This is a genomic window from Paraburkholderia sp. HP33-1 (assembly GCF_021390595.1).
GTDB lineage: Bacteria > Pseudomonadota > Gammaproteobacteria > Burkholderiales > Burkholderiaceae > Paraburkholderia.
The window spans coordinates 437009-450211 of record NZ_JAJEJR010000002.1 but is presented as its reverse complement, the minus strand read 5'-3'; the positions used below and the strand labels follow the sequence as shown (position 1 = coordinate 450211).

Below are 13203 nucleotides of genomic sequence, written 5' to 3'. Positions count from 1 at the left end.
CTCACGGCCCGCAACATTCCCCCCACTCATACCGCCACCTCTTCTTCAAGAAGCATGTTGACGACTGTCCAGCCGCCACCTGATGCCTGCATCGACTCATACGCGTAGACTTCCGCAGGCACTGCGTCACCGACCACACCGAGCATGATCAGCCAGTTCAGAAACTCGTACTGGCCATGCGAGAGCAACGCGAACGGTTCGAGGTTCGCGAGTTCAAGGCCGCGGCCGCTCTTGAGCATTTCGAGGATGTACGTGTCGAATTCGGTGTCGAAGTGACCGTACTTGCCCGGATCGAGCCAGTGGGACAATCCCCCCGTCGCCAATACCGCGACACGCAAGCCGCTCGCGTCAATCATGTCACGCAGCGCTTCGCCGAACATTCGTGCATTGAACGGGGAGAAACCACGGGCCGGCTGCGTGATGATCGGAATCACAGGCAGGTCGGGACGCGGCAGCAGCTGCCGTAGCGGCACAATCTGGCCATGATCGAGATCGACGCGCGGCGCCGCCTCGACTTCGAGGCCCTTCGCGCGCACCGCGTCGACAATGGCCGCAGCGAATTCAGGTGCGCCCTTGATGGTCAGGTCGATGTCCGAACGCTTGAAAAAGGCCATCGAGCCCGTGTGTTGTGCGGCCGTTCCGACCACGAATGCAGCGGTGTTGAAGCTCTGGAAGTGGCAGTCGGACGTAACGAGCACCACATCGGGGCGCGCCGCTTCGAGCTGCTCGCGCAAGCGAACATAGCCGGCCTTCAGGCGGGCCACGGCGTCGGCTGGGTCGATCTCCGGACGCGCGAGCAGGTCGGGGACATGCGAGCAGCCGCCCGCGAATACCAGTTGCTTCGGCACATTGCGCGGCGAACTCGCGAGCGAGGGCTCGACGTGATACGCATCCGAGCTGGTCGAGTCGGCAAGGTCGTCCTTAAACCAACGGCTCACGAGAATCGTGATGCCGTCGTTCACGCCAGCCGCGCGCAAGCGACTACGATCACCGCGGAAAATAACATCGGCCCAGTATGCGTCGAGCGAAAGCGTTGCACCAATACCTGGTGGATCAGCCTTGAACTGTTCCAGCAGCGTAGCGGACTGCCCAAGCGCCAGAATGGCCGATTCGAGAGTTTTGCGATCCATGTCTTGTTCCAATAGATCCAGGCCGCTGCCCGGATGGAATTAAAGGCGCATGAGCTCCCCGTCCGACACGACCTTGAGGTCGTCGATACGCACGGTGCAGCTATGCATCGGCACGTCGAGATGAGCCGGCGTCTCACGGTTTGCGAAGCGATTCGCACCTGTCGACCACATGAAGTTGCCTGACACTGAGCGCAGCTCCTGGCCATAGAGCGAACGGGGGTCGTAGACTTCGAGCGCTGCCCAGCTTGCGAGCGGATGCAGACCCCAGCCTGCGTGTGAAAGCGCGTAGACCTCGGGGTCGTCCCAGCGCGCGAAGTAGTCACGCAACTGAAATGCTTCAAGTCCACTGCCATCGATGCGCGTGATGTAGCCTCGCTCGATGGTCAGCTCGACACGGCTCTGCAGTGCGCGCTGCCATGGAATGATCACGTCGCCCGGCTGCAGCACAATCGTGCCCTGTGCGCTGCGGTCGCGCGGAAAGCACGCGATGAAGCCGCTCGGCCAGTGATCCCAGCGGCCGGGTACGTCGACATAGCCCCACTGGCGCGTGATCGGCAGGTCGGTCCCCGAAATGTCGTAGCGCAAGTCGGTGCCGGCACGGCTTGTCACATGCATGACCGAACCGGAGCGCAGTACTTCGCCCGCTGCGTCCACCTGCCCGCGAAGCGTGTCGTTGCCCATCAGTCGCTCCAGAACCGGCGCCGGCTCGGCCACGAACAGCATACGCTTGCCATTGCCCGTGATGCGCGTGCGCACGTCGGAGTGTATGAGCCCGCCCACGGTCACATCGATCACCAGATCGCATTCGCCAGCAGCGGCGAGCAGCGCACCCACTTCGCGACCGTCGGATTCATATGGCGGCAGCGACGGACTCGACAGGCTCGAGGCAGTCAGCACGAGCGATCCCGCGCCGATCTGGCGGGCTGCGCCAACGGCTGCATCGACATATTCCTGCTTCCGGCCGTGTTCGCTGATGATGGCGACCATCTCAGTCGGCTGCAGCTTGCAGAGCCGAAACTGGCGCGTGAAGAGTTCCAGAAGTGATTGACTCATAGAGGTACTGTTATTCGTTTATCGGTCGAGGTGGGTCAAATGGTCGTGCGCGTCGCACCACCGTCGATTTGCAGCGTCGCCCCGGTGATGAAACCCGCGCGCGGCGAAACGATAAAGGCAACGGTATCTGCGATCTCTTCCGGCTCGCCCCAACGACCCATCGGAATCAGCTTGACGATCTGGCCGATCTCTTCCCCTTCACTGCTGCCGTTCTTCTGCGCCTTCATCTTCACGATGTTCTGCATCCGGGCGGTGGCGGTCGCGCCGGGTTGAACCTGGTTGACGCGTACCCCCTTCGGCGCGAGTTCGAGTGCCATCTGTTTGGACAGCGCCGAGACCGCCGAGCGCATCGACGACGACAACGCACCACCTTCGGCCGGCTGCTTGACCCAGGTAGAGGTCAGGAACACGATGTTGCCGCTACCTTGGCCGACCATCTGCCGGCTCGCGGTGAGTGCGAGCTGAGTCATCGGGCGAACGAGCATCTCATGGGCCGCGGCCCAGTCGGCATCGGTTGTATCAAGGAACGGCTTGATTGCGGGCCCCGGGGTGTTCAGGACGGCGATGTCGAGACGGCCGAATTCGGCCACTACACGCGCCACCAACGAGCCGGTCGCGCCGGCATCGGCGAGATCAGCCTGCCACGGCACGACCTTGCCCGGAAACGATTCGCCCTGGGTGTCGCAGACCCCGCTGCGCGATGCCATCACGACGATCGCGCCCTCGGCCGCGAGCCGCAGACCGACCGCGCGACCGATGCCCTGGCTCGCAGCCGTCACAAGGGCGACCTTTCCCTGCAGTTGAAGATCCATTCATCCTCCTTCTCTGTGCGTCAGATCGTCGATCTGCACAGCTTTTGCCGGCGTGCGCCGCCGGCGGTTACGTTCATCCGTTTGCGGACTGCAAGGCCGCCGCGCTCACGCGGTCGTGATCGCCTTTTCCGGGCAGCGGCGGGCGGCTTCGAGCACTTTCTCCTGCTCGCCTTCCACCACCTCGCCATTTCCGATCACGGACGCGTAACCGAATTCGTCGAGCTGGAAACGGCTCGGACAGATCTCGGCGCAGGTGCCATAGCCCGCGCATTTAGTAGCATCGAGGAAAACTTTCATGCTTGAGTCCTTTCTGAATGATCCGGCGTGGAGCTCGCTTCGGACGAGGGTGCCGGTGGGATCTGGGGAAGTTCATGAGCAAAGTGGCCGACGAGCGAACGGCTCAGTGTTGCGGCGCCGTCAAGGAAGGCACAGGCGCCACGCCCCGGGAACGTCGTGCCCCAGCGCTGCAGATTGCTCACGTCGGCGGGCGCGCCGCGTCCGTCACGAATCGAAACGATGGTCTGAGCGATCGCGGCCGTACCTTTGACGCAGACGCCGCACTGGCCCGCGGTCTCGCGGCCGTACCACTGCGCGATCTCCGCCGCGAAACCGATAGGGCTGTCCTCTGCGCCGAGCGCGGTAATCGCGCCGCAGCCCCAGCCGCTGCCGGCCTCCTTGCAGGCCTCGAAGCAGCAGACGAGTCCGGCATGCTCCGGGCTCAGCAGGCCTGCAAACCAGCCGCCCATCGCGAACGCCCGCAATTGGGAACTAAGTCCGCCGCCGAGCTGCTCGAACAATTCGCTCACACGCATCCCGAACGGAATCTCGTAAACACCCGGCCGACGGCAAGCGCCCGCGAGCGTGACAAGCGTCGTGCCCGGCGAAGTCTCCGTACCATAGCGACGATATTCGGCCGCGCCATGACGGCTGATCCAGGCGGCATGGGCCAATGTTTCGACGTTCTGAACCAGGGTCGGCGAGCCATCGACGCCGCTTTCGAATGGCCGTGGCGGCTTCGCCTTCGGCAGAGCCGGCCCGCCACTGATCGCCTGACATGCCGCCGTTTCTTCGCCCGCGACGTAAGTCGGCGAGACGCAATGGATGTCGATAACCGGCAATTCCGGGAACAGCGCGGCGGTGCGCAACTCGTCGATCGCGCGGCCGACCGTCTCCGCAGTTTCCGGATGCGAGAGGTAAGCGACGACTCGTTCAGCGCCGACTACCTCAGCGGCAAGCAGCAGCCCGTCGAGCACAAGGTGTGGCCGGTGTGTGAGTAGCCAGCGATCCTTGAACGAAGCGGGCTCGCCCTCCTCGCCGTTCGCCACGACAACTTTCGCTCCGGCCCTCTCGGCTACCGAGCGCCATTTGATATGCGCGGGAAAGCCTGCGCCGCCGCGCCCACGCAGCACTGCCGCCTCGATCTCAGCAAGCGGATCGAGAGCCGTGCGGGCATAAGTGCCAAGCGCTCGCTCCGCCGCAAGACCCAGCGTGCCGCCCTTGGCTTCAGGCACGATCAGACGCGGCTCGATGCCGGAATGCGCGGTAGCGTATGGGATCATCTTCATGCCGCCGCCCGTGCCGCGCTAATCACCTTGAGCGCTCCATCCAGCTCGATGACGTCGCCGTACTTTGCCTGAATATCGAACAGGTTTGCCTCATGTGGCCCGACTGCGCGATCGCCCACGCATTCGCGTGGCACGAGGCACGTATAGCCGAGCATGCACCCGTCCACCACCGTTGCGCGCACGCAGCCGGAAGTCGTTGCGCCACACACGATCAGTGTGTCGATACCGAGTGCAGTCAGCTGGTTCGCCAGATCGGTTCCGCTGAACGCTGACGCGCCACGCTTGGTGATCACGACCTCGCCCACGGTCGCCTTGAGACGGGCATCCACTTCGACCCAGTGCGACCCTTCGATCAGCCCGAGCATCGCTGGCATCTTGCGCAGCCAGACGCTGTTGGCCTGCATGGGCCTGGTCCACGCAATGGTCGTGTAAAGCACCGGCACACCCGCTTCCCGCGCCCGATCCAACAGCGTCAGCGTCGAATCGACGACCTGATCGAGATTACCGCCGGCCGGAAATGTCGGATCAGTGAAGCCGTAGATCAGATCGACGACGATCACGGCGGGCCGCCCCCCGGCCTTCAGCACACCACCGAGCCCCCGCTCGGCATACAGCGCCAATACATCCGCCTGCGATCGCGTGCTCATGACCGATCTTCCTTCGCGGAGCCTGCCGGCACCGGCGAAGTCGAACGATCGGCATCGAGCTCGGTTGAGGGCCATTCGCCTTGCGGCGTGCGCATCAGATCCCCGTAGAAGCGGTACATATTGCGCATCACACCTTCCTCGAAGCGGCTGTCGTACACAATGCCGGGCCCAGGCCATTCGCCCTCCGGCACTCGTTTTGCGATCCCCACGCCCGGCAGCCCCATCTGATAGTTGAGCGTGAAACCGAGCCGATCCACCGCGGAAGAACGGCCGTTGCGACAGATCGAGGCCATCGGTTCGGTGTCGTCCATCTCGAACGCCCCGCCCATCGAGAATGTGCCGAGACCCGCCTTATAGACGCGCTCCTTTTGCTCAGGCGTCATGTTGCGGTAGGTCGCAAACCAGTTCCACACCTCGACCTTGCCCGGGCCCTTCGGCTGCCATGTGCGAATTGTGATGATGCCGGTAGGTGCGTGTTTCGCACCATCTTCCGTCATCGGCAAAGCAAGGACAGCAAAATTCGGAAACACGTTCGCGATAAACACGCGCGACCGGCGAGCAACCTCAAGCTGCTCCTCGGAAATGCGGCTAGTGTTGAACGTCTTGGCGAACTCCTCAGGATAGCCAAAGAAGTTTGGTCCGGACTCGTCACCCTTGGCTGCCATCGAAAACGACAGGGAATGGCCCGGCGCGGCCTGGATGTGATACCCCTTCATGTTCTCCGCGAACGAAAGCGGAAATGCACCGATCTCCCACACCGAGCGATGCAGAGTACCGAGATGGTAGTCATCGCCCGAGAAGTTTTCAGAGCCGGTCTTCCAGTCAGCATCGAACACGAAGCGCTGCGGCGCGGCAAGCATCTCGAGCCCGTGCTCGTTCAGGCCGAACACGAGATCCAGGTACCACGCCATGCCGCCGAGATATTCACGCAGCGGCGGCGCATTCTCGTCCAGTGTCGCGAAGATGAAGCCGTGGTAGCTTTCGACCTGCGCCGCGCGGGCGAGACCGTTGCAGGACTTGTCTACGCCGCTGAATGCCTGCTTCCACATTGGCGCGCCGACGAGGCGCCCCTTCGAATCGTAAGTCCAACCGTGATACGGACAGCGGAAATGCGAGGTATTGCCCGCATCGGCTCGACACACCTGTACGCCCCGATGACGGCACGCATCGAGCAACACATTGATCTCGCCGTCTTCGTCGCGTATGACGATGAAATCGTCCTCACCGATCTTGCGCAGCACGTAATCGCCCTTCGAAGCGATCTCGGACTCATGTGCAAGGAATACCCAACAGCGTGCAAAAACGCGGTCGAGTTCCATCTCATGCAGCCCTTCGTTGCCGAACAGGGCAGCTGGGATACGCCCGTGCGCGACACCCGCGTCGAGGTCGTCGAGCAGTTGATCGGGATTCGTCTTCCAGCTGATTTTCTTGTATTCGTTACTCATGGTTCGCGCTCCAACCGTCAGAAGAACATCGCCAGGTTATGCGAGGGAATCGCGGTCGCGTCGAGATAGACGATGCGTTGCTTCAGCTTCCAGCCGCCATCCTGACGTTCGAGCAAATCGTGGCGCTCGCCCGAGAACAAATGAGCCACCGTCTGCTCCTGTCGGGTACGGTAAATAAGCAAGGACGTACGCACCGCGACCACGCCGTCTTCTCGCGGCGCGCTCACACGCACATTCGACACGAAATGGCGGATACGCGAGGGCGGGTCCTCCGCCCAGGCATAGCCAGTCTCATTGCGCGCGACGCGCGCCAGCAACGAGCCGTAGTTTTCGTCGAGATGAAAGCTGCCCTTGACGAAACCACTACCGTGCGCGCGAGACACGGTGTTGCGGATCGGCACCTGGTAGACAATTTCCCGACTGACCATGTGATCGATCCAGTCTCGCTCACGCAGACCATCGAAAAGTTCAGCTTCAAGGTTCATCCAGTTAACGATCTCGTAGTACAGCGCGAGATCAGCGACAGTATCGCGCCCTGCCTGCAGGGGATTCATGTGCACACCCTCCAACTCCTCGTGTTCGATCACTTCGGATCCAATATTGCATACATTTTTTTCGGGAGCAAGTGGGTGACTACCCTGTGTGACAGAGGCGACTTCATGCAGGTCAGATGAAAGGCGCCAAAGGCAGGGACTGGAACGGATCCAGCAGTTGAAGACAACTTAGGTAGATGCCTCCTGACTGCAAGCATAGGTTTGCATGCTGGTTGACAGGTTAAAGCGGCACTGTAAGGTTGCTGGTGGGGGCGGAGGTAGATTGAAGTGATGAAGAAAACGAGCTCGCTTTATCACGGTCACCGCTTCCCTGCCGTCGTCTTCAGCCGCGCAGTTCGGTGGTATTTCAGGTTTAGCCTGATCCTGCGCGATATCGAGGAACTGCTGCTCGAGTGGGGCGTAACGGTGATCTACGAGTCGATCCGTTGCTCGGGTGACCGGTTTGGCGCGCCGTTCGCACGCCGAGAAAAAACGGCCCGGCACAGACCGGGTTCGACATGGCACCTTGATGAATTGTCCGTGAGCTTTCGCGGCGAGCCGTTCGTCCTGTGGTGCACCGCGGATGAGCACGGCGCTGAACTGGGCGTGCTACTGCAGCAGCGCCGTGACGAGGATCCGGCAAAGCGTCTTTTCAAACGGGTGCTGCATTCAGCGCCCGTGTCATCTTCCATCGAAGCATACGCGGTCTCCGCTATCGACTCCCACCGCCTGAACTGCACCTCAAAAGTCGGACACCGATCCAACCTTTGGGTGTTTTTCATGACGAAGTACAGCGAGCAGTTTAAGCTGAAGATGGTTAAGCAACGCCTCGCTGACGTAGCCGGAACAGAGATGCTTGCAAGGCAGCATGGAGTAGGCCGGTCCGTGTTCCCGGCCAGGGCATCGGCCTACGAGTCGCAAAGCGTGTTGAGGTCTGCACCGTCGATCATCGGTTCCTGTCGGACAAACGGCCGATGAACTTCCATCCCTGATCGGCCACCCAGACATAGGTGAAGCCCGTGGGACCGTCGATGAAAGCAGTCATGGGCCGCTCGAAGCTCGACGCCTCCTGTTGTCGCTCAGCCGATGCGGGAGTAATTCGCGCTTCGTCCTGCCTGGATGGCGCGGCGTGGTCTTCAAGCCACCAACCGTCTTCGTTGACGTAAGTGAGTCGCGACGTCCCGCCGGACGGTGTTTTCAGCGTGAGAACAACCGGACCACCGTCGACGTCGGCTGGCCGGGTGCCATGGAAGGCCATGTTCGCCGTCACAGATGCGTCCGAACCGGCCACGGCGACACGCTCTCCAGACGATGCAGCCAGGCTTATGCCGCATGCTGCTTCGAGCGTCGTGAACACTGCGAATGCAAACGCCGCGCGTTTAATACGAGGACTTTTCATGTTGAGGACCTCCTTGCTGACCGCACTGTAGGCGCCGTCCATTCGCGCTATTCGCGGGTATTGAACGGCCGCATTCGTTTTTGCGGGTACGGCGTCAACTGAGATCAGACTTTCTGCGTGACATTCGTTCGAGGAGCGGCCGCCTTTTGACGAGTTTCACTATCGACCGAACCGTCGTCGAGCAAAACATGCAGCCTTTGGGGGTCGTCCGCAGGCGGAGCCGTTTCAATGGCAGGCACTGGCAATCCCAGCATAGGCATAGGGGAGTCGGGTCGCACGAAGGTATCCCGAATAAGCGCCGAAATTGTGCCGAAAAGCAATCGGCCGTGAGGGCATTCGCCTGACGCGATTAGAAGTGGATGCTGACGGAGTCTCAGACACGTCAACCGCAGCGCTGGTTGCCTGTGTATCGTGGAGTTATTGTCAGCTCTTCTTTCGCAATTCGGGTCGACCTGCCGATATAGGGGAAGGCGTCGCCGTAGTAGCGGATCTCAGCGGGTATCTGTTCCGGATCGAGTATCTCTGATATGAGCCCCGGACTCTGCATCTGATGATCGCATGCTCGCATTTCTACGTCGCCCAAAATTGCTGCAAACCTGGCTCCCTCCCAGGTCTGAATCAACCTGGCAGTATCCAGAGTGCCTGCACGCTTTATCACGTCACCGAGCCAGAGAATCGCGCTTACCGTGTGAATAACGGCGGCGTTCGGATATTTATAACTGATCGGCGCGTCAGGATAGTATTCTCGCCATTCCCGGATGAACGCTTTGTTTTCAGGTGTGTCGAGTGTCACCTGGTAAGCGTCTGCGGTTATATGACCGACGGCTGCCCCCTGTACTGCTTGCAATACTATCGGGTCGTTGAGATAGAATCCACCCGTCTTCACCTTCCACCCCAAGGACTTCCCCTGTTGAAGCAGCAGACGGAGATCCTGGCCCGAGTCCCCTGTGATGACGACTTGGGCGCCGGAAGCCATGATTTTGGTGACGTACGGAGCGAAATCCTGCACGTTTTGAAGCGGGTGATATTCCTCCCCGACAATGCTTTGATTGGGCGCCTTCAACTTATCAAAAGCCTTCTTGAAGCCCTCCGCGCAAGCGCGTCCGAAATTGTAATCCGCGTTCAAAAGATAGAATTTTGTGGCCTTCAGCTTCGCCATTCTGGTGAAGTACAAAGCGAGCATTCGCGAGTGCATGTCGGTATTCAGGCAGCAGCGAAAAGTCGTGTCCAGGAACTCTTCTCCCGTAAGCTCCGCCGCCTCAGAAGCGCACGTGACGAATATTTTCCGATTCCGGTTTGCAACCTGGGCAACTGCCCTTGCTATTGCCGATCCCTCAGCAGAAAGCATGTCCACCTTCTCACGATAGAGCAAATCGTTCGCGCGGCGAATAGCGACGTCAGGTCTGAGTTCACTATCCGCCGGTACGATCTCCACCTGCCGGCCGAGCACCCCACCGGCCCGATTGAGTTTGTACGCACCAAATTTGGCGGCCGCGACGAAAGATTCTCCAAGATATGCTATCGGACCCGACAGGGGTTCGATCACACCAATTTTGATGGAACTACCCTGACTCCAGGCAGGGCGCACGGCAATCCACGGTCCCACAGCAACGGCGCAACCCGCAGCTACGCCTTTGACAAATGCACGCCGACCAGTTCGAATGTTCATGCTTAGCGTCTCTGCAGACCAGCCACCTAATCCCAAGTGCGCGTTTTCACAATTCCAAATATCGTTTTCTGACTTGATCGTTCTCCATCAACTCCACTGCGTTACCGGAAAAGACGATACTTCCCTTCGACATCACATAAAAGCGGCTTCCGAGCGACAGCGCGAGACCCATCGTCTGATCGACCAGCAAGATGGCCGTGCCGTCATGATGTACCGCGCGCAATATTCCCTCAACCTGCGCGACGATCGCGGGAGCGAGCCCCTCCGTTGGCTCGTCAATCAATAGCACGCTCGGGTTGCCCATTAGCGCGCGCCCCGTGCAGAGCATTTGCTGTTCCCCACCGGACAACGTACCGGCGCGCTGTACCTCACGCTCGCCAAGCAGAGGAAAGAACTCGTAGACGCGCTCCAGTGTCCAGGGGCTCCCGCTTCTCGGGCAGGTTGCTGGTAGCGCATGCTTTATTCCCATCAGGAGGTTTTCTTTCACGCTAATAGTAGGAAAAATCCGACGCTCCTCCGGCACATATCCAAAACCGAGTCGCGCAATATAGTGCGGCGGCAAATTGGTTATGTTGTTCCCATTAAAGAACACTGCGCCTGACGCCAGTTTGACGAGTCCCATGATGCTCTTAAGTGTCGTCGATTTGCCGACACCATTGCGGCCCAAAAGACAAACAACTTCCCCATCCTCAACCATCAGAGAGGCGCCTTGAAGAATGTGCGACTTTTCATAATAGGCGTGCAGCCCGGTGGCTTGCATCATGACCTTCTTCCTACGTACAAATTCGTTCCGAGATATGCTGACTGAACTTCCTTACTATTGCGGATTTGATCCGGCGTTCCGCACGCAACCAACACGCCATAATGAAGCACGCTAATCCGGTCGGCCAGCGCGAAAACAACCTCCATGTCGTGCTCGATCATCACGAGCGTCTTGTTTTTGCTTACCTGATGGATCAACTCAATGGCCTTGCGCGATTCGTCAACGTCGAGACCTGCGGTTGGCTCATCCAGCAAGACCAATTCGGGAGACGCCGCGATGGTGAGGGCGATCTCGAGTTGTCTCTGTTCGCCGTATGAAAGCGCACATGCTGGTGTATCGCGCCTCTCGAGTAGCCCAAGCAATCGAAGAACATTGGTTGTCTGCCGGGTCACAGACTCCTGGTGGTCGACGACATGCCAGACATCGAGTCGCCTGCCGATGCGGGACAACACGGCGCTTCGCACGGAGTCAAAGACAGTCAGCCGTGGAAAGGTGTTGATAACCTGGAAGGAACGAGCGACGCCAAGACGAGCGATACGATAGGGAGACATCCGCGTGATGTCCTTCTGCCTATAGATGACGCACCCGTGCCGTGGATGCAAGCGCCCGCTGATTATGTTGAGCAAAGTCGTTTTGCCTGCGCCATTCGGTCCGATGATGGCGTGCCGCTCACCCGGAAAAACGCTCAGGTCGACGCCTGCCAGCACACGAAGTCCCGAAAAATCGTGATGAATTTCTCGGAGTTCAAGCGTCGGTTTCATGGCTGTTCTCTCCTGGGTGCACGCCATATGCCGATCAGGCGCCGGATTAAACCAGCTTTCCCGACGACGCCCACAATACCGCGATAGCGGACAAGGCCGCACCCATGGCAAAGACTCCGGTCATCACGAGGAAAGTATTGACGCCCAGCGCGCTTACCATTTCCCGATCCGAAACAGACGAACGAATAATGACCCCAAGCCGCGTACGTTTGAGGCCAATTCCCAACAACACGCAAATCAGAGCTGAAAAGGCAAGGATGAAAAGGCGATATAACGGGTATCGGCAGCCCAAAACTGGAACCGAGCCAACCAGAAGGGAGGGGATTGGGACCTCTAACGTATAGTTACCCCAGATCCAGCGCATTGCTTCGGACATCATGTAAAACAGGCCGAGAGTCAAAAGCATCTCGTGTTCGTATCCGCGACTGCGAATACGCCGCAACAGCCCGTATTCCACTGTGGCGCCACGCAATCCCGCGACACTTGGCGCGATGAACAATGAAAGCCAAAAGCTCCCTGTGATCGCGACAGCGGTATAGGAGAGATAAGCACCCAACATATAGAATGCAGCATGAGCGATGCTTAAAACGCGCAGCAACCCAAAGACGAGCGTTAGTCCGGACGCAACCAGAAACAGAAGCATCCTGTAGACCAGGCGGTGCAGCGCCTGCATTGTGTACAGACTGATCATGTCATCGGTGACTCGTCTTCAACCGGTCACCCTGCCGATGAAGCGACCAGAGTTATCGCTTCCTGAATAAAGCGTATGAACTGAATCGAGTCGATTAACCGTAATGTCCAAAAAGGCATGAACGGTTCGCATGCCCTGCAAGTTCGGGATTTAACTCGAGCCCCAAAGACCTTGTTAGTTTCCTACCGGGGCACCGCAAGCAACGGACGGTTTCTACCCATGATAGGCGAAGGACTCGTCAACGTTACGGTTTGGAAGACGAAATCCGCCAATACGGTCAATCGCTTCGCGGTCGAGGACGCGCTCCGTCGCACTTCGCCTTCAGGTACCGTCATCGCTTAGGCAAGGATATCCGTCATCGAATATGAATCATGTCTTCCACTAAAAGGCGCTTGTTTGCGACGGAATTCAATTGTTGCGTAGCTGTGGTCCCCTTCTTCATCGCATAGGTATCGTACTTGCGGCCATGTTTTTTTCCTGGGTGTCCGATGAAGCTTCTTCGCAAGATGGCCCATACTATAGAAGATTTAGCGGCGATCGAATTCACGTTTGCAAACATGCTTGTCCAACCGACAAGCCGATCCTGGGCATCGGAAGTCAACGCCTGACAGCACAAGCAACGCAGCGCGTCCGAGAAGACGTCAAACACCGGCGGATAGATCGTTGTCCCCATATTCCATCAATGGATGACATGGATCAGGGTAGTCAGGGAGGCGTCGACTCACACGACGATTG

Annotated in this window: 14 protein-coding genes and 1 pseudogene; 1 reads left to right on the top strand and 14 read right to left on the bottom strand. The window is 59.3% G+C overall.

Annotated features, from left to right (window positions below):
* Positions 1-26: 26 nt before the first annotated feature.
* The 8 genes from L0U81_RS18045 to L0U81_RS18010 all read right to left on the bottom strand — a co-directional run bounded on the left by L0U81_RS18045 (position 27) and on the right by L0U81_RS18010 (position 7206).
* Positions 27-1130, bottom strand: coding sequence for a hypothetical protein (locus tag L0U81_RS18045; protein WP_233804903.1), 1104 nt, complete (start codon positions 1128-1130; stop codon positions 27-29).
* 39 nt (positions 1131-1169) lie between these two features.
* Positions 1170-2183, bottom strand: coding sequence for a hypothetical protein (locus tag L0U81_RS18040; protein WP_233804902.1), 1014 nt, complete (start codon positions 2181-2183; stop codon positions 1170-1172).
* A gap of 35 nt (positions 2184-2218) precedes the next feature.
* Positions 2219-2995, bottom strand: coding sequence for an SDR family oxidoreductase (locus tag L0U81_RS18035; RefSeq protein ID WP_233804901.1), 777 nt, complete (start codon positions 2993-2995; stop codon positions 2219-2221).
* 105 nt (positions 2996-3100) lie between these two features.
* A complete protein-coding gene (locus tag L0U81_RS18030) occupies positions 3101-3292 on the bottom strand; it encodes a ferredoxin (RefSeq protein WP_233804900.1) in 192 nt (63 codons plus the stop codon).
* Complete coding sequence (locus L0U81_RS18025; RefSeq protein WP_233804899.1) at positions 3289-4560, bottom strand: NADH-ubiquinone oxidoreductase-F iron-sulfur binding region domain-containing protein; 1272 nt, start codon at positions 4558-4560, stop codon at positions 3289-3291. Before L0U81_RS18025 ends, L0U81_RS18030 begins: the two co-directional genes overlap by 4 nt.
* Complete coding sequence (locus L0U81_RS18020; protein WP_233804898.1) at positions 4557-5207, bottom strand: isochorismatase family protein; 651 nt, start codon at positions 5205-5207, stop codon at positions 4557-4559. Before L0U81_RS18020 ends, L0U81_RS18025 begins: the two co-directional genes overlap by 4 nt.
* Positions 5204-6652 (bottom strand): aromatic ring-hydroxylating oxygenase subunit alpha, encoded by a 1449-nt coding sequence (locus L0U81_RS18015; RefSeq protein WP_233804897.1) that lies wholly within the window; start codon positions 6650-6652, stop codon positions 5204-5206. The genes L0U81_RS18020 and L0U81_RS18015 overlap by 4 nt, the downstream gene beginning before the upstream one ends.
* A 17-nt stretch (positions 6653-6669) precedes the next feature.
* Positions 6670-7206: an aromatic-ring-hydroxylating dioxygenase subunit beta gene (locus L0U81_RS18010; protein ID WP_233804896.1), complete on the bottom strand. Its 537-nt coding sequence runs from the start codon at positions 7204-7206 to the stop codon at positions 6670-6672.
* A 270-nt stretch (positions 7207-7476) separates the two neighbouring features.
* Between L0U81_RS18010 and L0U81_RS33840 the strand changes: the two are divergent.
* A pseudogene (locus L0U81_RS33840) lies at positions 7477-7878 on the top strand (DDE-type integrase/transposase/recombinase); the annotation flags it as partial.
* Between the two features lie 253 nt (positions 7879-8131).
* Here the strand turns inward: L0U81_RS33840 and L0U81_RS18000 are convergent.
* From L0U81_RS18000 to L0U81_RS17975, 6 genes are all read right to left on the bottom strand, one after another.
* Positions 8132-8626 (bottom strand): hypothetical protein, encoded by a 495-nt coding sequence (locus L0U81_RS18000; protein WP_233804895.1) that lies wholly within the window; start codon positions 8624-8626, stop codon positions 8132-8134.
* A gap of 340 nt (positions 8627-8966) precedes the next feature.
* Positions 8967-10253, bottom strand: coding sequence for an ABC transporter substrate-binding protein (locus tag L0U81_RS17995; RefSeq protein WP_233804894.1), 1287 nt, complete (start codon positions 10251-10253; stop codon positions 8967-8969).
* Between the two features lie 46 nt (positions 10254-10299).
* Positions 10300-11016 carry an ABC transporter ATP-binding protein gene (locus tag L0U81_RS17990; RefSeq protein WP_233804893.1) on the bottom strand — a complete coding sequence of 239 codons (717 nt, stop codon included), beginning with the start codon at positions 11014-11016 and terminating at the stop codon, positions 10300-10302.
* The gene (locus tag L0U81_RS17985; RefSeq protein ID WP_233804892.1) at positions 11013-11777 is read right to left on the bottom strand and encodes an ABC transporter ATP-binding protein; all 765 of its coding nucleotides are present in this window, start codon (positions 11775-11777) and stop codon (positions 11013-11015) included. The genes L0U81_RS17990 and L0U81_RS17985 overlap by 4 nt, the downstream gene beginning before the upstream one ends.
* Before the next feature lie 46 nt (positions 11778-11823).
* The gene (locus L0U81_RS17980) at positions 11824-12468 is read right to left on the bottom strand and encodes a branched-chain amino acid ABC transporter permease (RefSeq protein ID WP_233804891.1); all 645 of its coding nucleotides are present in this window, start codon (positions 12466-12468) and stop codon (positions 11824-11826) included.
* 355 nt (positions 12469-12823) lie between these two features.
* Complete coding sequence (locus tag L0U81_RS17975) at positions 12824-13141, bottom strand: hypothetical protein (RefSeq protein WP_233804890.1); 318 nt, start codon at positions 13139-13141, stop codon at positions 12824-12826.
* Positions 13142-13203: the final 62 nt, after the last annotated feature.